General features: G+C 72.2%; 16 protein-coding genes, 1 tRNA gene and 1 pseudogene. 13 read left to right on the forward strand and 5 right to left on the reverse strand.

Translation table 11 applies throughout. The features are described 5' to 3' along the window. Positions 1-258 precede the first annotated feature (258 nt). The 5 genes from ABZU53_RS11305 to ABZU53_RS11325 all read left to right on the forward strand — a co-directional run bounded on the left by ABZU53_RS11305 (position 259) and on the right by ABZU53_RS11325 (position 8,572). Positions 259-2,619, forward strand: a complete 2,361-nt coding sequence (locus ABZU53_RS11305) for a sodium-translocating pyrophosphatase (protein ID WP_354860623.1) — start codon at positions 259-261, stop codon at positions 2,617-2,619. Between the two features lie 102 nt (positions 2,620-2,721). After that, entirely contained in the window at positions 2,722-3,264 is a 543-nt protein-coding gene (locus ABZU53_RS11310; RefSeq protein ID WP_354860622.1) for a hypothetical protein, read from the forward strand. Next, positions 3,255-4,004 carry a hypothetical protein gene (locus tag ABZU53_RS11315; RefSeq protein WP_355065453.1) on the forward strand — a complete coding sequence of 250 codons (750 nt, stop codon included), beginning with the start codon at positions 3,255-3,257 and terminating at the stop codon, positions 4,002-4,004. The genes ABZU53_RS11310 and ABZU53_RS11315 overlap by 10 nt, the downstream gene beginning before the upstream one ends. A 421-nt stretch (positions 4,005-4,425) precedes the next feature. Next, complete coding sequence (topA, locus tag ABZU53_RS11320; RefSeq protein WP_355065455.1) at positions 4,426-7,266, forward strand: type I DNA topoisomerase; 2,841 nt, start codon at positions 4,426-4,428, stop codon at positions 7,264-7,266. Positions 7,267-7,345: 79 nt separating this feature from the next. After that, positions 7,346-8,572: a CapA family protein gene (locus ABZU53_RS11325; protein WP_355065457.1), complete on the forward strand. Its 1,227-nt coding sequence runs from the start codon at positions 7,346-7,348 to the stop codon at positions 8,570-8,572. Positions 8,573-8,580: 8 nt separating this feature from the next. Here ABZU53_RS11325 and ABZU53_RS11330 read toward each other — a convergent pair. Next, positions 8,581-9,891, reverse strand: a pseudogene (locus ABZU53_RS11330) (D-arabinono-1,4-lactone oxidase); the annotation flags it as partial. 226 nt (positions 9,892-10,117) lie between these two features. On the opposite strand from ABZU53_RS11330, the gene ABZU53_RS11335 reads away from it, so the two are divergent. Further along, positions 10,118-10,723, forward strand: coding sequence for a TetR family transcriptional regulator (locus tag ABZU53_RS11335; protein ID WP_354860638.1), 606 nt, complete (start codon positions 10,118-10,120; stop codon positions 10,721-10,723). A 21-nt stretch (positions 10,724-10,744) separates the two neighbouring features. Here the strand turns inward: ABZU53_RS11335 and ABZU53_RS11340 are convergent, their stop codons facing one another. Then, positions 10,745-11,950: an amino acid deaminase/aldolase gene (locus ABZU53_RS11340; RefSeq protein ID WP_354860615.1), complete on the reverse strand. Its 1,206-nt coding sequence runs from the start codon at positions 11,948-11,950 to the stop codon at positions 10,745-10,747. Positions 11,951-12,267: 317 nt separating this feature from the next. Between ABZU53_RS11340 and tmk the strand changes: the two genes are divergently transcribed. The 6 genes from tmk to ricT all read left to right on the forward strand — a co-directional run bounded on the left by tmk (position 12,268) and on the right by ricT (position 18,192). Then, entirely contained in the window at positions 12,268-14,358 is a 2,091-nt protein-coding gene (gene tmk, locus ABZU53_RS11345; RefSeq protein ID WP_354860636.1) for a dTMP kinase, read from the forward strand. Continuing rightward, entirely contained in the window at positions 14,358-15,632 is a 1,275-nt protein-coding gene (locus tag ABZU53_RS11350) for a DNA polymerase III subunit delta' (RefSeq protein WP_355065459.1), read from the forward strand. Before tmk ends, ABZU53_RS11350 begins: the two co-directional genes overlap by 1 nt. Before the next feature lie 122 nt (positions 15,633-15,754). After that, positions 15,755-16,084: a YbaB/EbfC family nucleoid-associated protein gene (locus ABZU53_RS11355; protein WP_007454690.1), complete on the forward strand. Its 330-nt coding sequence runs from the start codon at positions 15,755-15,757 to the stop codon at positions 16,082-16,084. A gap of 1 nt (position 16,085) precedes the next feature. Further along, positions 16,086-16,391 (forward strand): hypothetical protein, encoded by a 306-nt coding sequence (locus ABZU53_RS11360; protein WP_354854687.1) that lies wholly within the window; start codon positions 16,086-16,088, stop codon positions 16,389-16,391. Continuing rightward, positions 16,391-17,071: a hypothetical protein gene (locus ABZU53_RS11365; protein WP_355065461.1), complete on the forward strand. Its 681-nt coding sequence runs from the start codon at positions 16,391-16,393 to the stop codon at positions 17,069-17,071. The genes ABZU53_RS11360 and ABZU53_RS11365 overlap by 1 nt, the downstream gene beginning before the upstream one ends. A gap of 284 nt (positions 17,072-17,355) precedes the next feature. Next, positions 17,356-18,192 (forward strand): regulatory iron-sulfur-containing complex subunit RicT, encoded by an 837-nt coding sequence (gene ricT, locus ABZU53_RS11370; RefSeq protein ID WP_354854689.1) that lies wholly within the window; start codon positions 17,356-17,358, stop codon positions 18,190-18,192. A gap of 140 nt (positions 18,193-18,332) precedes the next feature. Here the strand turns inward: ricT and ABZU53_RS11375 are convergent, their stop codons facing one another. Then, positions 18,333-20,069 carry a metallophosphoesterase gene (locus ABZU53_RS11375; protein WP_355065462.1) on the reverse strand — a complete coding sequence of 579 codons (1,737 nt, stop codon included), beginning with the start codon at positions 20,067-20,069 and terminating at the stop codon, positions 18,333-18,335. A gap of 143 nt (positions 20,070-20,212) precedes the next feature. On the opposite strand from ABZU53_RS11375, the gene ABZU53_RS11380 reads away from it, so the two are divergent. After that, a tRNA-Thr gene (locus tag ABZU53_RS11380) sits at positions 20,213-20,286 on the forward strand. A gap of 177 nt (positions 20,287-20,463) precedes the next feature. Here ABZU53_RS11380 and ABZU53_RS11385 read toward each other — a convergent pair. Beyond that, on the reverse strand, positions 20,464-21,465 hold the full coding sequence (locus tag ABZU53_RS11385; protein WP_354854693.1) for a LacI family DNA-binding transcriptional regulator: 1,002 nt from the start codon (positions 21,463-21,465) through the stop codon (positions 20,464-20,466). Further along, complete coding sequence (locus tag ABZU53_RS11390) at positions 21,462-22,817, reverse strand: amidohydrolase family protein (protein WP_355065464.1); 1,356 nt, start codon at positions 22,815-22,817, stop codon at positions 21,462-21,464. Before ABZU53_RS11390 ends, ABZU53_RS11385 begins: the two co-directional genes overlap by 4 nt. Between the last annotated feature and the right edge of the window lie 18 nt (positions 22,818-22,835).

Here is a 22,835-nt window from a genome sequence, read left to right on the forward strand (position 1 = left end):
GGTCCTATATCAGATTTCGTTTCATAACACAGCGACGAAGATCATCGAGACACGGTGCCACCTCGGTGTGACCTCGAACACTGTGGAGGGCTACAGTACCCGGGTTGTCAGCAAGTGATCCAACCCGCAGCCAGCGGGTATGGGTGGTCATCGCTGGTCCGCTGGGGTGGGTTGGCGCGCGCTTGCGAGTCCGCATCCAGGCGTCGACCGGTGCGTCTCCACCCGTCGACGCGAGTGTTCGGTAACAGGAGGACACAGATGTCCGAGACCTTGGCCGCCGATGGCGGCGGGCTTTCCCTTACCGGAAGCAATGTCACATACGTCGTCATCGCCGCGGTCATCGCGCTGGTGGCGCTCGTCTTCGCCGCCGCGCTGACGAAGACGGTGCTGGCAGCCGGCAAGGGCACCACGAATATGCAGGAGATCTCGGGGGCGGTCCAGGAGGGCGCCTCGGCCTACCTGCTCCGCCAGTTCCGCACCTTGGCGATCTTCGTCGTCGTCGCCGTGGTGCTGCTCTTCCTGCTGCCGGTGCACGACACCGACGGCAGCGAGATGGCCGTGAAGCTCGGCCGCTCGCTCTTCTTCGTCGTGGGCGCCGTGTTCAGCGCGTCCATCGGCGGTGCCGGCATGTGGCTGGCGACCCGCGCCAACCTGCGCGTGGCCGCCGCCGCCCGGGAGCGACAGGGTGGCCGCGAGGCGGCCATGAAGATCGCCTTCCGGACCGGCGGCGTGGTCGGCTTCCTCACCGTCGGCCTCGGCCTCTTCGGCGCCGCGCTCGTCGTCCTGGTCTACCGGGGTGACGCGCCCACGGTGCTGGAGGGCTTCGGCTTCGGCGCCGCGCTGCTGGCGATGTTCATGCGGGTCGGCGGCGGCATCTTCACCAAGGCCGCCGACGTCGGCGCCGACCTGGTCGGCAAGGTCGAGCAGGGCATCCCCGAGGACGATCCGCGCAACGCCGCCACCATCGCCGACAACGTGGGCGACAACGTCGGTGACTGCGCCGGCATGGCCGCCGACCTCTTCGAGTCGTACGCGGTGACGCTGGTCGCCGCGCTGATCCTCGGCCGCGCCGCCTTCGGCGAGGACGGTCTGGTCTTCCCGCTGATCATCTCCACCATCGGCGTGCTGGTCGCCATCGTCGGCGTCTTCATCACCCGGCTGCGCGCCTCCGACCGCAGCGGCCTCACCGCGATCAACCGGGCCTTCTACATCTCCGCCGTGATCTCCGCGGTGCTGGTGGCGATCGCCGCGTACGCGTACCTGCCGGCGACCTTCGCCGAGCTGGAGGGTGGCCTCACCGACGTCGACCGCAACCCGCGACTGGTGGCCATCGGCGCGGTCGTGATCGGCATCGTGCTGGCCGCGGCGATCCAGGCGCTGACCGGGTACTTCACCGAGACCAACCGCCGGCCGGTGCAGGACATCGGCAAGAGCTCGCAGACCGGCGCCGCCACGGTGATCCTCGCCGGCATCAGCATCGGGCTGGAGTCGGCGGTCTACTCGGCGCTGCTGATCGGCGCCGGCGTCTTCGGGGCGTTCCTGCTCGGCGGCAGCTCCATCACGCTGTCGCTGTTCGCGGTGGCGCTGGCCGGCACCGGCCTGCTCACCACGGTCGGCGTCATCGTCGCCATGGACACCTTCGGGCCGATCTCCGACAACGCCCAGGGCATCGCCGAGATGTCCGGCGACATCGACGAGCACGGCGCGCGGACGCTCACCGAGCTGGACGCGGTCGGCAACACCACCAAGGCGATCACCAAGGGCATCGCGATCGCCACGGCGGTGCTGGCGGCGACCGCGCTGTTCGGCTCGTACACGGACACCCTGAAAGCCGCGTACGGGGACGCGAAGGTGAGCAACGTCGAGGCAGAGATCCTCAACGCGCTTAACCTGGCCAACCCGCGCAACCTGGTCGGCCTGATCATCGGTGCGGCGGTCGTCTTCCTCTTCTCCGGGCTGGCCATCAACGCGGTGTCCCGCTCGGCCGGCGCCGTGGTGATGGAGGTGCGCCGGCAGTTCCGTGAGCTGCCCGGCATCATGGACCGCACCCAGCGCCCGGAGTACGGCAAGGTCGTCGACATCTGCACCCGGGACGCGCAGCGCGAGCTGATGACCCCCGGTCTGCTCGCCATCCTGGCGCCGATCGCGGTCGGCTTCGGCCTCGGGCCCGGCGCGCTGGCGGCGTACCTCGCCGGCGCGATCGGGGCCGGCACCCTGATGGCGGTCTTCCTGGCCAACTCCGGTGGCGCGTGGGACAACGCCAAGAAGCTGGTCGAGGACGGCGCGTACGGCGGCAAGGGTTCCGAGGCGCACGCCGCCACGGTCATCGGCGACACCGTCGGGGACCCGTTCAAGGACACCGCCGGCCCGGCGATCAACCCGCTGATCAAGGTGATGAACCTGGTCTCGCTGCTGATCGCGCCCGCCGTGGTGGCGTACAGCGTCGGTGACGACCGCAACGTCGCACTGCGGGTGGGCATCGCGCTGGTCGCGACGCTGATCATCGTGGCGTCGGTGGTCTTCAGCAAGCGCAAGGGCATCGCGATGGACGACTCCGACGCCGGTGGCAACACCGGCGCGGGCAGCGCCGACCACCGGCCGGAGACGGTCAACGCCTGAGCGACACCGGCACCGGAGTCCCCGCTCGACGTACCTGTCGGGCGGGGACCCCGGCCATCCGGACCGGTGCCACGCCTGGCCGGAGGCCGTACGCTGCAACGCATGCGTACGTGCCGGGCGTCTGCCGCCGGAAAGCTCACGGTGGTCCTGGCCACGCTCGTCGTCGTCCTCTCCGGCTGCGGTGGTGGGCCCAGCCCGCGGGCCTGGGCGGCGTCGGTCTGCGGCGCGCTCACGCCGTGGCGCTCCGAGATCAGCAAGTTGACCAGCAGCACCGATCAGCAGATGACGGCGCAGACCACTCCGGCGCAGGCCAAGGAGAACCTGGTGCGGCTCTTCGGTGGCGCGGAGCAGGCCAGTGAGACCGCGCGCCGCAAGGTCGAGCAGGCCGGCGTCCCGGAGACCGACAACGGCGAGGCCGTCTCCGCCGGGTTCCGCAGCTCGCTGAGCAAGATGCGGGACGCCTACGGCCGGGCCCGGGACACCATCGAGGGGTTGGGCACCGGCGAGCCGGACGCCTTCTACGACGGCGTGCGGGCCGCCGTCGAGACGCTGAACAAGGAGTACGACGCCAGCGCTCTGGACACCAGCCAGCTCAACTCCGAGGAGTTGAAACAGGCCTTCGACGAGGTGCCGGAGTGTCGCTGAACGGGCTCGGTGACTCTCCGGCGGCGCAGCCGCTGCCGGCGCTGTTCCCCGCACCCGAGCCCGATCCGCCGGACACCGGCCCGGCGACGTCGGGTGCCAGCCGGCGACGCGGCGGCCCGGCCCGATCGGAGTCGAGTCGTCCCGGGCCGCCGCACGCCGACGACGCGGGGCGGCAACTGGTCTTCTTCGGCGCGGATGCCGCCGAACCGGCGGTCGCCGATCTGGCCGGGCTGCTGGCCGGTCCGGGCGAGGTGGTCCGGATGGGCGGCACCGTCCGGCTCGCGGTGCGGGTGGACGCCGCCTGGCGGGTGCACGTGCTCGTCGCCGAACTGGCGCAGCGCGGACTGGCCGCGAGCTGGGAGCCGACCGAGGACGAGCGACACACCGTCCGGACGTCGTACACCCGGCTGTTGAAGCCGCTCGCGGTCGCCTGGCTGCACGGCCCGGCGAAGCGCCCGCCGGCCGTCTTCCACCTGACCGGCCGGCGGCTGCGGCTCTGGCTCGCCGCCGCCGGGACGCCGGAACCGCCCAGCGGCTTCCTGCTGCGGCTCGGCGAGGGCGACCAGGAGTCGTGGGACGCGATCGGCGCCGCCCTCGCCGCCGCAGGCCTGGCCGGCACGTTGCTCGGCCCCGGCGAGGGCGGCCCGGCGTACCGGATCACCGGCCGGCGCCGGTTGGCGCGGCTCGCCGAGCTGGTCGGCCCACCGCCACCGGCGGCGCCAACGGACGCCTGGCCCTGACCGTGGTTCCGCCGCTCGTCGGCGTCGATCTTGGAGTTGTGGTGGTGGACGTACTTCTCTTTCGGGGCCTAAACGCCCACCACAACCCCATGATCGATGTGAGCGGGGGTGGCGCGGGGTGAGGGCGGGTGAGGTGTCTGGTGTTGGACAGCTGGGCTTGAATGGGCCGGTTGGGGTCCGCCATCGTCACAGTGACCCGCTTCGAGCCCTACTCACGGTGTACGGTGGCGCCGTCCGGCAGTGCCGAGCACGGCGGGGCGGGAGTTGACCGCCGCGCCGCAGCGGATTGCCGCCCGCGAAACCCGAAACGCGGACGGCGCGTTACGTTGGACATCCGGACCGCCGGTGCCGCGGCGGGGTCGAGAGCGGTCGCTGTCGTAGGCGCCGGCAGGCCACGAGCAGGAGTGAGGTCGACAGAGACGTGCCGAGCAAAGCTGGAACCACCCGTCTGGTCATCGTCGAGTCACCGGCGAAGGCTAAGACGATCTCGGGCTACCTCGGCCCGGGGTACGTCGTGGAGGCCAGCTTCGGTCACGTCCGCGACCTGCCGCGCAACGCCGCCGACGTGCCGGCGAAGTACAAGGGCGAGGCCTGGGCCCGCCTCGGGGTGGACGTGGACAACGGCTTCCACGCCCTCTACGTCGTCTCCGCCGACCGCCGGCAGCAGATCAGCAAGCTGGTGAAGCTCGCCAAGGAGGTCGACGAGATCTTCCTGGCCACGGATGAGGACCGCGAGGGCGAGGCGATCGCCTGGCACCTGGTGGAGACGCTCAAGCCCAAGGTTCCGGTCAAGCGGATGGTCTTCCACGAGATCACCAAGCCGGCGATCCAGGCGGCGGTGGCCAACCCCCGGGAGATCGACCGCGACCTGGTCGATGCCCAGGAGGCCCGGCGGATCCTCGACCGGCTCTACGGCTACGAGGTCTCCCCGGTGCTGTGGAAGAAGGTCATGCCGAAGCTCTCGGCCGGCCGGGTGCAGTCCGTGGCGACCCGCATCGTGGTCGAGCGGGAGCGGCAGCGGATGGCCTTCCGCACCGCCGAGTACTGGGACATCCTGGCCACCCTCGCCGTGGCGAACGCCGGTGAGGGGCCGCGCGCCTTCAACGCCACCCTGATCGCGTTGAACGGCGACCGGATCGCCACCGGCAAGGACTTCGAGCCGACCACGGGTCGGGTCCGGGCCGGCGCTGGCGTCGTCCACCTGGACGAGGGCGGTGCCCGAGGGCTCGCGGCCCGCCTGGAGGGCCGGCCGTTCACCGTCACCCGCGTCGAGGAGAAGCCCTACCGCCGCCGCCCGTACGCGCCGTTCATCACCTCCACGCTCCAGCAGGAGGCGGCCCGCAAGCTGCGCCTGTCCTCGCAGCAGACGATGCGTACCGCGCAGCGGCTCTACGAGAACGGCTACATCACCTATATGCGTACCGACTCGGTGAACCTGTCGGAGACCGCCATCTCGGCGGCCCGCCGGCAGATCGTCGAGCTGTACGGCGAGCGCAGCGTTCCGCCGGAGCCGCGCCGCTACACCGGCAAGGTGAAGAACGCGCAGGAGGCGCACGAGGCGATCCGCCCGGCGGGGGACAATTTCCGCACCCCGGGCGAGGTGGCCAAGGAGCTGTCCGCCGAGGAGTTCAAGCTCTACGAGCTGATCTGGCGGCGGACGATCGCCTCGCAGATGACCGACGCCGTCGGTTCCAGCGTGTCGGTGCGCATCCGCGCGGTCTCCACCTCCCAGGAGGAGGCCGACTTCGGCGCGACCGGCAAGACCATCACCGACCCGGGCTTCCTGCGCGCGTACGTCGAGTCCAGCGACGACGAGAACGCCGAGGCCGAGGACGCCGAGCGCCGGCTGCCCACCCTGGTCAAGGACCAGCCGCTGACCGCCGACGAGCTGGCGGCGCAGGGTCACCACACCCAGCCGCCGTCGCGCTACACCGAGGCGTCGCTGGTCAAGGCCCTGGAAGAGCTGGGCATCGGCCGCCCGTCCACCTACGCGTCGATCATGCAGACGATCCAGGACCGGGGGTACGTCACCAAGCGCGGCCAGGCGATGATCCCCACGTTCCTGGCCTTCGCGGTGATCGGGCTGATGGAACGGCACTATCCCCGCCTCATCGACTACGACTTCACCGCCACCATGGAGAACGAGCTGGACGAGATCGCCGGCGGTGACCACGCCGCGGTCGACTTCCTCACCGCGTTCTACTTCGGCAGCTCCAACGGCGCCGGCGACCAGGACATCGCCCGCTCCGGCGGGTTGAAGAAGCTGGTCACCGAGAACCTCAGCGAGATCGATGCGCGCAGCGTCAACTCCATCCCGCTCTTCACCGACTCCGACGGCCGCGAAATCGTCGTCCGGGTCGGCCGGTACGGGCCGTACCTCCAGCGGGAGCTGCCCGGCGGTGAGCAGCCGGCGCCGGCCGCCACGGGTGAGGGCGAGGAGAGCGGCCCCCAGGGTGACCGGGCGCCGATCCCCGAGGGCCTCGCCCCGGACGAGCTGACCCCGGAGAAGGTGCACGAGCTGTTCCTCGGCGGCAGCGGCGAGCGCAAGCTCGGCGACGACCCCGCCACCGGCGAGCCGATCGTGCTGAAGTCCGGCCGCTTCGGCCCGTACGTGTCCAGCGGCGAGCGGAAGTCGTCGCTGCTGCGCTCGCAGACACCCGACTCGCTCTCCCTGGAGGAGGCGCTGCGGCTGCTCAGCCTGCCCCGGCTGGTGGGCGTCGCGCCCGACGGCGTCGAGGTGTTCGCCAACAACGGTCGCTACGGCCCGTACGTGAAGCGCGGCGAGGAGTTCCGCTCGCTGGAGTCCGAAGAGCAGATGTTCACGGTCGGCCTGGACGAGGCGTTGGCCCTGCTGGCCGCCCCGAAGACCCGGGGCCGGCGGGCTGCCGCGCCGCCACTGCGGGAGATGGGCGTCGACCCGGCGACCGAGAAGCCGCTGGTGATCAAGGACGGCCGGTTCGGCCCGTACGTGACCGACGGGGAGTTCAACGCGTCGCTGCGGCGCGGACAGACTCCGGAGGCGCTGACCCTGGAGGAAGCCTCCGAGATGCTCGCCGAGAAGCGGGCCAAGGGCCCGGCGCCGCGCAAGAAGGCTCCGGCGAAGAAGGCCACGGCGACCAAGAAGACGGCGGCCGCCAGCAAGTCCACCGCCGCGAAGAAGACAACGACCGCCAAGGCGACGGCGAAGAAGGCTCCGGCGAAGAAAGCGGCCCCGAAGAAGGCGGCCCCGAAGAAGGCCACCGCCAGTCCTGCCGAGGAGTGACAGCCAGCACGCCGCCCCTAATGGGTTAAATGTCCAATTCGGTGGCTGGGCTCTGGTGTGGACTGCCTAACGTGAGGGGATGTTCGCAGCCCCTGTTTCGCGCCGCCGCGTGCTCGTCGGCGCTGCGGCGGGCGCGCTGCTGCTCGCCGTGGTCGCGGTCGGCGTCCGGACGATGGACGCGGACAGCCCCTCGCCGGCCGGCGCCACCGCGTCGCACGCTCCCCCGCAGACCGTCGCCCCCGGGTCGTCCACCGGGCCGACCCGGGATCCCGCCAACCGGCGGACCGTACGACTCGTCGCCGCGGGTGACGTTCTGATCCATCCAGCGGTGACCGACCAGGCGCGCCGGGACGGTGCCCGTGCCGGCGGCATGGATTTCGCCCCGATGTTCGCCGGGGTCGCCCCGGCGGTCCGCGGCGCCGACCTGGCGCTGTGCCACCTCGAGACGCCACTGGCCGATCCCGCCGGCCCGTTCGCCGGCTATCCGTCGTTCAACGCGCCCCCGCAGGTGCTCGACGGGCTGCGCGCCACCGGATTCGACGGCTGCTCGACCGCCTCCAACCACACCCTCGACCAGGGCGCCGACGGGGTGGCCCGGACAATCCGCGCACTCGACGCCGCCGGGCTGGGGCACACCGGCAGCGCCCGCAGCGCCGCCGAAGCGGCCCGGCCCCGGATCTACCAGGTCGGCGACGTCCGCGTCGCCCACCTGGCGTACAGCCTGAACTTCAACGGGCTGAGCCGCCCCCCGGGCAAGCCGTGGCTGGCCAACCTGATCGATCCGCCCGAGATCCGCGCCGCCGCCCACAAGGCGCGCGCCGCCGGCGCCGACATCGTCGTGCTCAGCCTGCACTGGGGTACGGAGTACCAGCACCTGCCGGACGCCGACCAGCGGGCCTGGGCCCAGCAGTTGATCTCCTCGCCCGACGTGGACCTCATCCTGGGCCATCACGCCCACGCGGTGCAGCCGTTCCAGCGCTTCGGCGACAAGTGGGTGGTCTTCGGCATGGGCAACGAACTGGCCCGGCACGAGGAGCCGATCGACGACAACCGCGAGGGTGTGATGGCCCGGGCGACCTTCACCGAGACCGCCCCGGGGCGCTGGACGGTGACCCGGATGGAGGCACTGCCAACCTGGACCGACCTGGCGCCGGCCCTCCGGCTGGTCGACCTGACCGCAGCGCTTGCCGACCCGGGTACTCCGCCAGGTCTGCGGGGCGACTACCGGGCGGCGTACCAGCGGGTGCTCGGCTACGTCCGGGCTCTCGGTGCCGGCGCGGACCAGGTGGAGGCGTCGGGCGGCTGAGCGCCGCCGCCGAGGACGCGGTCGAGGTGGGCGTTGGCGAACCGGTGGTCGGGGTCCAGGCGGTCGCGTACGGCCAGGAAGTCGCCGAACCTCGGGTAGGCGGGGGCCAGGCTGGCGGCGTCCCGGTAGTGCAGCTTGCCCCAGTGCGGGCGGCCACCCAGCCCGGCGGCCACCTCCTCGAAGGCCCGGAAGTACGGCTCGTACGGCGTGCCGACGTACTGGTGCACAGCGATGTACGCGGAGTCCCGACCGTAGCCGTGCGACAGCCAGATGTCGTCGGCGGCGGTGAACCGCACCTCGACCGGGAAGAGCACCTTGAACGGCAGCCCGTCGACGATCCGCTGGAGCGCGGCGAGCGCCTCGGGTAGCGCCTCGCGGGGCAGGCCGTACTCCATCTCCACGAAGCGGACCCGGCGTGGGGTGCAGAACACCCGGTCGGAGCGCCCGGTGTACTGCCGTTCGGTGAGTGCGCGGGCCGAGACGGCGCTGATGCCGGGTGCCAGCGCCGGCACGGCTCGGCCGATCCGGCAGGCGCCGGCGAAGACCGTGTTGGACAGGAAGTCGTCGTCCAACCAGCCGCGCCAGCGGGACAGCGGCCGGTCGTTGGCGGGTACCCGGTCGTTGGTCTTGACCTGGACCCGGGACGTGTAGGGGAACCAGTAGAACTCGACGTGGTCGTGGCCGCCGATCAGAGTGGGCAGGTCGGCGAGCACATCGGCCAGCGCGGCGGGCCGTTCGTGGGCGTGCAGGACGAAGGCGTCGACGCAGCGCAGCGTCACCTCGACCAGCACCCCGAGCGCGCCGAGCGACACCCGGGCGGCGGCGAAGACGTCCGGGTGCTCGTCGGCGGAGCAGCGCAGCACCTCTCCGCTGCCGGTGACCAGAGTGATCGCATCGACGAAGGTGGACAGGCAGCCGTAGCTGGCGCCGGTGCCGTGGGTGCCCGTGGAGATCGCGCCGGCGACGGTCTGCGCGTCGATGTCACCGAGGTTGGGCAGGGCGAGGCCGTGCCGGGCGAGCAGGCTGTTGAGCGTGTGCAGGGTCATTCCGGCCGGTACGGTGACGAGCCGGTTCGCGACGTCGACGCTGACGGTGGTGTCCAACTCGGACAGTTCCATCCGCCGGTCGTCGGCGAGCGCGATGGCGGTGAAGGAGTGGCCACTGCCGGTCACCCGGATCCGGCGGCCCTCGGCGGCGGCGGCACGGACGGCCTCGGTGACGTCGGCCACCGAGCCGGGGCGGAGGATGGCGGTGGCTGAGCCGCGCTGGTTGCCGGCCCAGTTGGACCAGGGGGCGGTGAGCGGTGCCGTGTCGACCATGCGCGCTCCTCATTCATGAATATGAACTGACTTCATATCAGGAACGTTGTACCTGGTAAATACCGCAATTGCGATCCGCTCGTTGTACCGGTAGTCACGGACTCGTGACGTGGAGATATGTTCATCCGTCGAAGGGGGGTGGCGCCGAGTGTCCACACCAGCCGCCACGACCGGGCCGCTGCGCCGCGTACCGGTGCAGGGTCGAAGTGTCGCGCGGGTACAGCGCATGTTGGATGCCTGCGCCGAACTCGTCGACGAGGTGGGGTACGAGGGTCTGACCACGACCCTGCTCGCCGAGCGGGCCGAAGTGGCGATCGGGTCGGTCTATCAGTTCTTCCCGGACAAGCGGGCGATCGTGCAGGCGTTGACCCTGCGCACGATGGAGTCCTACCTGCAGCGGCTCGACGAGCGCTTCGCCTCCGACGAGATGACCCACTGGTGGGACGGCGTCGACGCGGGCATCGACGAGTACATCACGATGCACCGCACCGTCCCGGGCTTTCGTACTCTGCACTTCGGCGACGTGGTCGACCTGCACCTGCTCGATGAGCAGCGGGACAACAACGGCGTGATCGCCGACCAGTTGGCGCGGGTGCTCACCGAGCGCTTCGGGCTCACCGACGTGCCGAAGCTGCGCTTCGTCCTGGAGATCGCGGTGGAGGCCGCCGACGCGCTGATCAAGCTCGCGTTCCGGCGGAAGTCCGACGGCGACGAGCGGGTGCTGCTCGAGGCGAAGGCGCTGATCCGGGAGTACCTGCATCGCCAGGTCGACGGGCGCGACAGTGGCCACCCCGCCGACGAGCAGCAGACCGAGGCCGTCCAGCACGCCTGAGTCGGCGCGCGGGGCGGCCCGTCAGAGGAACGCGTGGCCCTCGCCCCGGTAGGTGGGCACGGTCGCCACGATCGCGTCCCCCTCGACCAGGTGCAGCTCGTTGACCCGTTCGCACAGCTCACCGGCCTTGGCGTGCCGGAACCACACCCGGTCGCCGACCCGCAGGGTGGCCGCCGCCGCGCCGGAGAGCGGGGTCTGCACCTCGCCGGCTCCCTCCGTGGCGACGAGCTTCAGGCCGGCCGGCAGCCACGGCCGGGGCAGCCGGCTGTCGGCGGCCTGGCCGGAGGCGATCCAGCCGCCGCCGAGCACCGTCGCCAGCTCCGGCGTCGGCCGGCGGACCACCGCGCAGGCGAAGAACGCCGCCGGGGTGGGCCGCCACGCGCGGTACGCGTCGAACAGCGTCGGCCCGTACAGGCCCGATCCCGCGGTGACCTCGGTGACCGCGGGATCGGCGCTGGTCGCGGCCACGCTGCCGGTGCCGCCGCCGTTGACGAACTCCAGGTCGGCGTGCTCGCGTACCGCCGCCACCGCCGCACCCCGGCGGGCCAGCAACTCGCGGTACGACCCGCGCTGGGCCAGCCGGATCGCGCCGGCCAGCAGCGTCCGCCCCGGCGGCGCGTCGCCCAGGCCGGCGATCTGCGCCTCGTACGACATGAGCCCGACCAGCCGGAAGCCGGCGCGGCCGGCGACGGTGGCGGCGAGCGCGCCGGCCGCCCGGGCGCTGTGCACCGGTGAGCGGCGGACGCCGACGTGCACCCCGCGCAGTGGTCGCCAGGAGGCGTCCAGGTCCAGGCAGAGGCGCAGCTCGGCGCGCTGCCCCGGGGCTCGGACGGTGTCGATGAAGTCCAGTTGCCCGGTGCCGTCGATCATCAGCGTGATCGCGGCGGCGAGCGTCGGGTCGGCGGCCAGCTCGGCGAGGGCCGCCCGGTCGGCGCTCGGGTACGCGACCAGCACGTCGTCGCTCATGCCGGCGCGGACCAGCCAGATCGCCTCGGGCAGGGTGAACGCCATCACGCCCTGCCAGCCGGGGCGGGCGAGCGCCCGGCCGATCAGCTCCCGGCTGCGCACCGACTTGCTGGCCAGCCGGAGCGGCTTGCCGGCGGCGCGGTCGGCCAGGGCCGCCGAGTTGGCGTCGAAGGCGGTGAGATCCACCACGGCGTACGGGGGGTCGAGATGGGCGGTCGCCCGGTCCAGGCGGTCGCGCAGTTTGTCGCTTTCGATGGCCACGTGTGCACGCTAACTGTCCGACGGTGAATGCGAAATACCCTCGCGTACGTCCCGGGCTGCGGCCGGCGCCCCCGGCGGCCTAGGCTCAGCGAGCAGGAGAATGTCGCCGGTGGGGCGGCCCCCACCGGGTCTAGAGTGTTCCACCGGGGGTGCCCAGCGATGGGCCGGCACGTGGAGGTACGGCCATCGAAAGCCAGAACAGCGGCGAGTCGCCCGGCGTGTCGCGCGCGGGTGACCAGTCGGGCAACGCCGCCAACCAGTCCAGCTCCGGTCAGGTCGATCCGTCCGGCTACGCCGCGATCCGCTCGGTTCTGCGGATCAGGCCGTTCCGGCGGCTCTGGATCGTGCTCGGCGCGGCCTCCTTCGGCGACTGGCTCGGTCTGCTGGCCACCGCTCTCTTCGCCGCCTCCCAGGTGCAGGGCAGCACCGCCCAGGGCGCCGCGTTCGGCGGTGTGACCGCGATCCGGCTGCTGCCCGCGCTGGTGCTCGGCCCGGTGGCCGGCGTCTTCGCCGACCGGTTCGACAGGCGCTGGACGATGGTCATCTGCGACCTGCTGCGCTTCGTCCTCTTCGCGTCCATTCCGCTCTACGCCCTCAGCGGCGCCCCGGGCGGCCTGGTGGTCGGCTGGGCGCTGATCGCCACCTTCCTGATCGAGTCGATCACCCTGCTCTGGATCCCGGCCAAGGAGGCCGCGGTCCCCAACCTCATCCCGCGGGCCCGGCTGGAGGCGGCCAACCAGCTCACCCTGATCACCACGTACGGCCTCACCCCGGTCGCCGCCGCCGTCGGCCTGGCCGTGCTCGACCGCGGCGTCCGTGGTGCCGTCGGCGGCGACCTGCCCTCCTGGGCGGAACCGGCCCAGCTCGCGCTCTGGTTCAACTCCTTCACCCGGCTCGCCACCGCACTGGTGGTGGCCTTCGGGATCAAGGAGATCAGCGAGGCACAACGCGGTGAGGCCGGGCGTTCCGAGCAGAGCATGTTCCGGCAGTTCTCCGAGGGCTGGAAGTACATCGGCCAGACCCCGCTCGTGCGTGGTCTGGTGCTGGGCATCTTCGGGGCGTTCGCCGGTGGCGGCATCGTGGTCGGCACGGCCAAGTTCTTCGCCAGCTCGCTGGGCGCTGGCGACGCCGCGTTCTCGCTGCTCTTCGGCGCCATCTTCGTCGGTCTGGCCCTCGGCATCGGGCTCGGCCCGATGATCGTGAAGGACATGTCCCGGCGTCGGTGGTTCGGTATGAGCATCGTGCTGGCCAGCGCCGCCGTGATGACCCTCGCCTTCGCCATCCACCTGTCCATGGCGATCGTCGGAGCGGTCCTGGTCGGCGCCGGCGCCGGGATGGCCTTCCTGGCCGGCACCACGCTGCTGGGCGGCGAGGTGGCCGACGAGGTGCGCGGCCGGGTCTTCGCGGTCGTGCAGATCGGCACCCGGCTGGTGCTGATCCTGGCCATCGGGCTGAGCAGCGTGTTGGTCGGCGTCGGCGGCTCCCGCAAACTGACAATCGCCGACCTCGGCATCTCCGTCTCCTCCACCCGCCTGCTGCTGCTCGCCGCCGGTGCCGCCGGCATCTTCGCCGGGATCAGCGCCTTCGGCCAGATGGACGACAAGAAGGGCGTCCCCGTCCTCGCCGACCTGTGGGGCTCGATCCGTGGTCGCCCGCTGATGCCCTCCGAGCCGTTCGTCTCCGCCGGGCTCTTCGTGGTGTTCGAGGGCGGCGAGGGCGCCGGCAAGTCCACCCAGCTCACCGCGCTCGCCGAGCGGCTGCGCGGCCAGGGGCACGACGTCCTGGTCACCCGCGAACCGGGGGCCACGGCCGTCGGCCAGCGGATCCGGTCGCTGGTGCTGGACACCTCCGGCGACGAGGCGCCCTCCCCGCGCGCCGAGGCGCTGCTCTACGCCGCCGACCGGGCGCACCACGTGGCCGCCGTCGTTCGGCCCGCGCTGGTCCGTGGCGGTGTGGTGATCAGCGACCGGTACGTCGACTCGTCGCTCGCGTACCAGGGCGCCGGGCGGACGCTGCCGGTCGACGAGGTCTCCTGGCTCTCCTCCTGGGCCACCGGTGGGCTCAAGCCGGACCTGGTGGTGCTGCTCGACGTCGAGCCGCGGACCGGCCTGTCCCGGGTGGCCTCGCGCAACGCGGGCGCCGACCGGCTCGAGGCGGAGTCGATCGCCTTCCACGAGCGCGTCCGCTACGCGTTCCTGGACCTCGCCGCCGCCGACCCGAAGCGCTACCTGGTGCTCGACGCGTCCCGGCCGGTCGACGAGATCACTCAGCTGGTGGTCCGGCGCGTACAGGAGATGCTGGGCAAGCCGGGCGGCATCGTGCACCCCCGCCCCGCGCAGGGCCCGGACACCTCGGTGCAGCCGGAGTTATCCGACGCGGAGCTGGTGACGATGGAGCACAAGACCTGATGCCGGACGTCTTCGCCGATCTGGTCGGCCAGGACGAGGCGGTCGCCGAACTGCGCCGGGCCGCCGGCGCGGCGGCGGCCGTGCTGCGCGCTGGCGCGGCCGACCGGACGCCCGCGCTGATCGCCGCCGGCCCGGCCAGCGAGGCCGCTCCCGAGACCGGTGGCACCGAGCCCGGCGCGCTGGACCCGTCCACCGGGATGACGCACGCCTGGATCTTCACCGGGCCGCCCGGTTCCGGTCGCTCGGTCGCCGCCCGGGCCTTCGCCGCCGCCCTCCAGTGCACGTACGGCACCGGCTGCGGCGAGTGCCCCGGCTGCCACACCACGATGGGCGGCACCAACGCCGACGTCCGGATGGTGGTGCCGGAGGGGCTCTCGATCGGCGTCGGCGAGATGCGCGCGCTGGTGCTGCGCGCGGCAAGCACCCCGTCCGGCGGGCGCTGGCAGGTGGTGGTCATCGAGGATGCCGACCGGCTCACCGAGGCGGCCGGCAACGCGCTGCTCAAGGCCATCGAGGAGCCGCCACCGCGTACGGTCTTCCTGCTCTGCGCCCCGTCCACCCACCCGGACGACATCTCGGTGACCATCCGGTCGCGCTGTCGTGTCGTACCCCTGCGGCAGCCGCCGGCCGCGGCGGTGGCCGAGGTGCTGGTCCGTCGGGACGGCATCGCGCCCGACGTGGCGCAGTGGGCGGCGGCGGCCGCGCAGGGGCACGTGGGTCGGGCTCGCCGGCTGGCCCGCGATCCGGAGGCCCGCAAGCGGCGTGAGGCGGTCCTCGCCGTGCCGCGCCGGCTGACCGGCGTCGGCGCGGCGTTCGACGCGGCGTCCGCGCTGATCGAGGCGGCCGAGGCGGAGGCTGAGGCGTCGGTGTCCGAGGCGGACGCGACCGAACGGGCCGCGCTGGAGACCGCGCTCGGCGCGGGCGGCACCGGCCGGGGCGCGGCCGGCGCGATGCGCGGCGCCGCCGGGCAGCTCAAGGAGTTGGAGAAGCGGCAGAAGTCGCGGGCCACCCGGGCCCAGCGGGACGCGCTGGACCGCGCGCTCGTCGACCTGGCCGGCTTCTACCGGGACGCGCTCACCATGGCGCTGCGGGCCCCGGTCGATCCCGTGCACACCGACACCGCCGCGCTGGCCGGCGCGGGGGCTCAGAAGTGGGACGCCGAGGGGTCGCTGCGCCGGCTGGAGGCCGTCCTCGCCTGCCGGGCGGCGATCGAGGCGAACGTCAAGCCACGGATCGCGGTCGAGGCGATGATGCTCGCCCTCTGGAAGGGCTGACCCGCAGCTCCAGCCGGTTGTCCACAGCCATCGACACGCGCGATTGCTGTGCGGTACGGTCCGGTGTGCCGTGGTGACGGTGACGGCACGCTCAGTGAGGGGCCATCCGGGAGGAGTCGCCGATGCCGCGGGGGGAGATCGACGAGGCCTGGATCGAGGAGGCGGTGCGGCGCTACCGCCGCATCGAATCGCTGCAGGCCGAGTTCGACCAGGCCGTGTCGACCGTCGAGGTCACCGTCCGGTCGCCGGACGGGTTGGTCGAGGTGGTGGTCACCGCCGGTGGGCGGATCACCGACGTCCGGTTCCTCGGGCCGCTGCACACCCGCAGCCCACGAGACGTGGCGGGCTCGGTGCAGGCCGCCGTCACCGCGGCCGCCGACGCCGCCGAGTGGGCCCGGGAGAAGCTGCACAACGAGACGTTCGCCGCCTACCGACCGCTCGCGGGGGCCTGACATGGACACCCTGCGCGCGCTCTCCGCCCGGCTCGACGAGGCGAGCGCCACGCTGACCACCCTGTCCCACACGGTCACCGCCAGCGACCCGGCCCAGGCCGCGTTCGGCACGGACGCCCCGGGCCGCCCCGGCGAGATCGGTCGCGCGCTGCACCGACAGTGGACCGCCGCCACCGACGACCGGGCCCGCGAGGCACGGGCCGCCGCCGCTCGGCTCGCAGCCGCTGCCTCGGCGGTCCGCGAGGCCGCCGACCGGTACGCCGAGGTCGACCGCGCCGCCCGCCGCCGGATCATCGGGGAGCCGTGATGGACCCACTGGACCGGCTCGCCGAACCCGGCCTCGACCTGCTCCACCGGGTGGACGCGTTGCTCGCGGCCGGCGTTCCCGAGGGCCACCGGGTCTGGCCTCTGCTGCGCCGGATGCAGGTGCTGCCGGGTGACGCCGTCCGGGGCTTCCTCGACCTGCACCCGGCGCCGCTGGCCAGCGCCGGGCACGCGGTGCGCCGGCTGGTCCGGGGGTACGACGACGTCGGCGCGGCGCTCACCGACCCGGTGCTCTGGTCCGGTCCGGCCGCCTCGGCGTACGGGCAGGAGCGCGCCGCGCTGCTGCGCCATCTCGACGAGGGCCCGGAGAGCCTCGTCGGGCGACTGGAATCCACCGCCGGGTACGCGGACGCCCTCGCCGACTGGGTGGAGGGCAGCCGCCTCGCCCTGGCCCGAACGATGGCCGACGTGCTGCGCTCGGCCGAGGCGGTGGCCGTGGTCGCCGCCACCGCCACCGGCCCGCCGGCCCGCCTGACGCCGGTCGGGCCGGGTGTCGCCGACGCGGCCGAGATCGCCGCGCGGGTGCTGGCGGTGCTGTGCGTCGCGTACGACGGCGCCGAGACACTGCTGCGCCAATGGGCGCCGAGCCTGGCCGAGTCCACCTGGCGGTCGTCGATGGACGCCCGTCCCCGCTACGACCAGCCCACCCGGGTCGGCTGGTAGCCGATCGCCGCGTCCCCCGACAGGCCACGGCGTCGCTCGCGGGCGCCCGAGCAGAGTCGGCGCCCACGGCGACGCCGTGGTCTTCCCCCTGCACCCCCCGCAGGTCTGCCTCCACTCAACGCCGCCCGGAGACGTTTGTCCCCCACCCGCGGCCGGAATCAACCGTCCGGGCGAGGGTCAACGGCACGACGGGTGGCCCGGCAATAGGTCGAGTCGACGGTCATGGATGCGATGGAGGGATTGGCCGGTGCGCCCTTTGCGGTGATGCGTCGTAAGGTGGGGGGATGGGCATGCTCTGCGCGGTCAGCTTCAACCGGTACGGGCGCCTCTACTACCTCGACCCGGGCGAGTTGCGCCCGCAGGTGGGCGACCGGGTGCTGGTGCCGACCGACGACGGGCCCGAGGTGGCCGAGTGCGTCTGGGCCGCCCAGTGGGTGACCGAGGAGACCGACGGCTTCCCCCGGCTGGTCGGGCTGGCCGGCGACGACGACCTGCTCCGGGACGAGGCGCTGCGCCGTCGTAAGGCCGAGGCGAAGGTGGCGGCGAAGCGGCTGATCCGTGCGCACGGCCTCCCGATGAAGGTGGTGGCCGTCGACCACGTGCTCGGCTCGGGTGACGGCGGCGGCGAGCGCAGCACCGTCTACTTCACCGCCCCGCACCGGGTGGACTTCCGTTCCCTGGTCCGCGACCTGGGCGCCACCCTGCACTGCCGGGTCGAGTTGCGGCAGCTCTCGGCACGGGATTCGGCCCGCGTCCAGGGCGGCATCGGCTCGTGTGGTCGGGACCTGTGCTGTGCGACGTTCCTCACCGACTTCGAGCCGGTGACCATCCGGATGGCCAAGGACCAGGATCTGCCGCTGAACCCGCTGCGCATCTCGGGGGCGTGTGGCCGGTTGATGTGCTGCCTGAAGTACGAGCACCCGCTGTATGACAGAAGCGGCACATACCCGACGAGCGGCCAGCGGGTTACCACCCCGGAAGGCGAGGCCAGGGTCGTCTCGCGGCACGTCCCGAGCGAGACGGTGACTGTTCGCCAGCTCTCCAGCGGCGAGACCAAGCGGTGCTCGCTGTCTGACGTCTGCGGATCGCGCCGGTCATACGAAGAAGGCCCCACTCCGTAGAGCAGGACCTCCTCCACCCCAGGGGAACCGGACTACACCCCCTGGCCCCCCCGGCTAACCCTGTTGATCAAGAGGTTTGCGTCAAAATTCGGGCCCCGAATGACGCGAACCTCTTGATCACCTGGTGGGTGCGGTCAGGGTCAGTGCAGGACCATGGGGGGTTCGGTCAGGTGGGGAGTTAGCGGAGTTTTCGGGGTCAGCCAGCTTGCGGAGGGGGAGTCGTCGGGGTTGACCTGCCAGTCGCGGGAGACCCGGTCGATTCCGATCGGATAGACGGTCAGCGTGCCGTCCGGGTCGATGCGCAACCGCAGGAACGACTTGGAGTCCTCGATACCCTGCCCGGCGAACAGCTCGTTGACGTTCACCCCGAACGCACCGGCGACCAGCAGGTACGCCGCCACCAGCTGACTGGCCACCAGGCCGATGACCGGGCCGTACAGCACCGCCGCGGCGACCGCAGGCAGCGGCCACGGCCAGTCGTAGAACGGCAGCGCCAACCAGACCCAGGTGCCGCCCGCGGCCAACGCCACCTGGGCCACGCCGTGGCTGACGCCGAGAATCCAGTGCCGGACATGCCGCTTGCCGCTGGCACTGGGCGGCTTGGCGAACAGGACCGCCGCCACCACCGTCACGAGCACCATCAGCACCAGCGGGACGCTGAACAGTCGCTGGTTGGTGCTGTCGGCCCAGTTCGCCGTCGCGCCCGCCATGGCCAGCATCAGCAGGGTGTGCAGGGTGCCGAGCAGCGTGGCGAAGCCGGGGTTGCGGAACGGCAGTCGGGCGAAGATGCCCCAGCCGTAGCGCCGGGAGCGGGCCGCGTCCGGATAGCGGGCCACCAGGTCGTACGGCTGTGTGCGGCTGGCCCGCCGAGCCAGCGTGTCCCGGGGCGGCACCTCGATGCGCTCCGGCAGCTTGTGCGTCGGGTACAGGTACGCACCGCCGCCGCCACAGGTGATCAACTGCCGGTCCGGGCCGGCGTAGCGGGCGTAGTGGTGCAGGTCGCCGGAGAGCAGCAGCCGCACCTGCGCCCCGGTCGGGTCGATGATGGTCCGGACGAAGTAGTCGATCGAGTCGTACGCCATGGGGTCGTCGGCGGCCTTGACCCAGGTCGGCGACGGCGCCGCGATGATCACCTTCGACTCCGGGGTGAGTCGCCGGGCCACCTCGTCGAAGTAGGCCAACTGTGGGTCGTCCAGGTATGAGCCGGACTGGTCGTCGACGCCCAGCAGCCACCAGCCGGCCGGCAACTCCACGGCGAAGTACGACCGCGACTGCCCGGTGCGCCAGCCGGCGAAGTTGCGGTCCCGGGAGCGAACGAACAGCCGCAGGAAGGCGGTCAGGCCGTCGTACCAGTCGTGGTTGCCCGGCACCGCGAACAGCGTGGGACCCTCGGGCGGGGTCGCCGGCAGCGCGGCCTGGTACGGCCCCTTGCACCGGTTCTCGTACTCCGCGTAGGCCGCCGACGGGTACACCTGGTCCCCGCCCATCACCAGGGTCTGCGCACGGGGCAGCCGGTGCCCGTCCACGGTCAGCTCCGGCTGCGCCAGCAGGTACGCGACGGAGTAGGTGGCGTGGAAGCCGTCACCGAGGTCGGCCACGTAGTCGAGCCACAGCCCGCCGTCCGGCCCCGCCTGGCGGAAGATGCCGTCGCCGAAGGCGTTCTGCAACTCGCGCTTGTCCAGGTAGGCGCCGAAGAGGATCGCCAGCAGCGTGCGGATACCGGTGCTGATCAACAGGAACGGGGCCAGCCATGGCACCGGCTTGCGGGGGGTGAAACCCAACTCCAGTGGATCGGTGGAGCGCGGCCGGCGAGGGGCCCGCTCCCCGTCGGGTTGCTCGCCCGCCGGGGTCTGGTGATCGTCGCGTTCGTCACTCACCCGCCGCAGCGTAGTACCGGTCCCGGCGAGGCGCTGTCCGGTAATTAGCCAGATGGCAATGGTTGTCCGGTTGGTGTTGACGGAGGCGCGGGGGTATCCCGTTCGGTCCGGGGCCGGGGGGTGCCGTACACTTGCTGATCGTTGCCGCCTTAGCTCAGTCGGCTAGAGCGACGCACTCGTAATGCGTAGGTCGACGGTTCGATTCCGTCAGGCGGCTCGGTACCGAAGCCCAGGCCATTGGCCTGGGCTTCGCCGTTTTACAAGGTCCACCACACCGCCGACGGACGTGCCGGTCCGCAGATAGTCCGCATCCCGCGCCGCGACCGCCTGCCCCGGACGCTGCTGCCCGACCCGTTGTCGTGCCACTGTCGACCTCCGCGAGAGACGTGTGTGATCAACGGTGCCCCTCGCCGCACGAGTGGCGGGCGACGAGCGTCGGTTCGAAGACGACCTGCACCGACTCGGCCGGCCGCTCGACGACGAGCTCGGCCGCCCGCCGTCCCATCTCGTGCGACGGCTGGGCGACCACGGTGATCCCGAGCGCGGCGGACCAGGGGAACTCGTCCATCGTCAGGAACGCGATGTCGTCCGGAACGGTGAGCCCGTGGGCGGTCAGCGCGGAGTGCACCGCGACGGTCAGGCGGCCGGTGGTGCAGACGACGGCGTCCAGCGGCTCGTCCCGGGTACGGGCACGCGCGAGGAGTGCGCCGACGGCATCGCCCACCTCCTCCTCGGAATCCGCGACGACGACCGCCTCGTCGGGCAGGGACAGGTCGGCCTCGGCGAGCGCCAGCCGCAGCCCCGCCGTGCGTTCGACCTGCGAGGGCCGGTTACCGGAGGTGACGACACCGACGGAGGAGCGCCCGCACCCGGCCAGGTGTACGCCCATCAGCCGACCGGCCTCGACGTTGTCCAGGCTGACCGAGTGCATGCCGGCCGGCGGGTCCGGGACGGTACGCGCGACGACCACGACCGGCACGCCGGTGTCGGCCATCCGGCGGGTACGACCGTCGGCGCTCTCGCCGGTCGTCACGATCAGCCCGCGTACCCGCTGCTCGTCCATCGTGTGCACGTGGGCGAGCTCGCGGTGCACCTGGCGGAACGTGTTCGCGAACAGAACGAGGCTGCCCTGGGCGTCGGCCACCTCGTCGATGCCACGGATCAGGTCGAGGTAGAAGGGGCTGCGCAGGTCACGGATGACCACCCCGATCGTGTTGGCGCGTCCGGCGAAGACGCCCCTGGTGAGCGCGTTCGGGCTGTACCCGAGACGGGCGATCGCCGCCCACACCCTGGTGGCTGTCGGCTCGGCGACGGCGCCACCGTTGACGACCCGGGAGACGGTGGCCGTCGACACACCGGCCTGCGCGGCGACGTCGCCGATGGTGGCCCGTCTCACCGTGGTCCCCCTGTTCTCCCGTCCCGGACGACGATCCTGCCCCCGATCATGACGGTCGCCACCCGGTCGAGCCGCTCCGGGTCCGTCACCACCAGGTCGGCTATCGCACCGGGTACGACCCGGCCCCGGCGGGGTGCCAACCCGGGGATGGCGTCGGCGACGTTGGCGCTCGCCATCGCGACCGCCGCCGGGAGACGCACCACACCCGCCTTCGTGGCCCGGTCGATCGCCAGCAGGATCGGGTCGTGGTGGCCGCCCGCGTAGTCGGTCGAGATCGTGTCGACGAGCCCCGCCGAGAACATCGCGTAGAGCAGCTCCGGCCCGGTCGTGAGTCGCCGGGCCCCGAACGTGTCCAGGGTGGAGACGTCCACGACGGCGCCCGCCTCCTTCAGCCGCTCGGCGTGCTCGACGGCCTCGCGCAGGTCGAAGCTCGAATGGTTGGAGTGTGCCGCGATCAGCCGCACGTCGGTTGTCGCGATCGCGGCGACCTGGGTCATCGACGCCGCCGCGTTGTGCACCACCACCGGTACCCCTGCCCTGCGTGCCTGCTCGGCCGCCTCGGCCAGCCCGTGCAGGGCGATGTCGAAGGCTGGCAGCACGATCCCGGAGACGATCTCGCGGACCTCCTCGACCGACAGCCTGCCAGTCAGCCCCGCACCCGCCAACGCCTCCTCGACCGCGTCCCGGTCGAACGCCGACGTCGAGATGTGCCGCCCCAGCACCGCGATCTTCAGGTTGTCCGCCGCCCGAGGGGTGATCCGTACGCCGGTACGTCTCTGCACCTCGGCCGGGATGTACAGGTAACTCGCCCCACCCCCGCCGAGGGTGTGTCCCGCGCCGATCTCGCCGAGCGCGACGGCACCGGCGTCCAGCGCGTGCCGTGCGGTGAAGGCGCGGTGCGCTCCAGTGAGGCCACCGCCGTCGGCGATGGTCGCCGCGGCCAGGCAGGACGGGACGTTGCACGAGGCGAGCTTCACGTTGACCGGGTGCGCCGCGTCGGTGGCGGCGAGCGCCTCGGCGGTGACGAAGCCGTCCGCGCAGAGCACGGTGGTCGTCCCCTCCCGTAGGTGCCGGTCGAGGTTGGCCAGTACCTGCGGGTGTGGCAGGGCCTCGTGGCCGCTGGCGAACAGCGGCCCGTACGCGGTGCCGTGGGTATGGTTGTTGATCAGCCCCGGGATCACCAGCATCCCGGAAACGTCGACGATCTCGTCCACCGTCCCGTACGCCTCGATTGGCCGCGACGGCACGATCTCGTGGACCGTGTCTCCCTCGATCACGACGTCGAGCCCGGGCTGCGGCTCCGTACCCCGGCCGTCCACCAAGACACCGTCACGCAGGACTGTCGTGGCCACTGTCCTCCCCCTGTCCGG

It is taken from the genome of Micromonospora sp. NPDC005194 (assembly GCF_040608335.1).
Lineage (GTDB): Bacteria > Actinomycetota > Actinomycetes > Mycobacteriales > Micromonosporaceae > Micromonospora.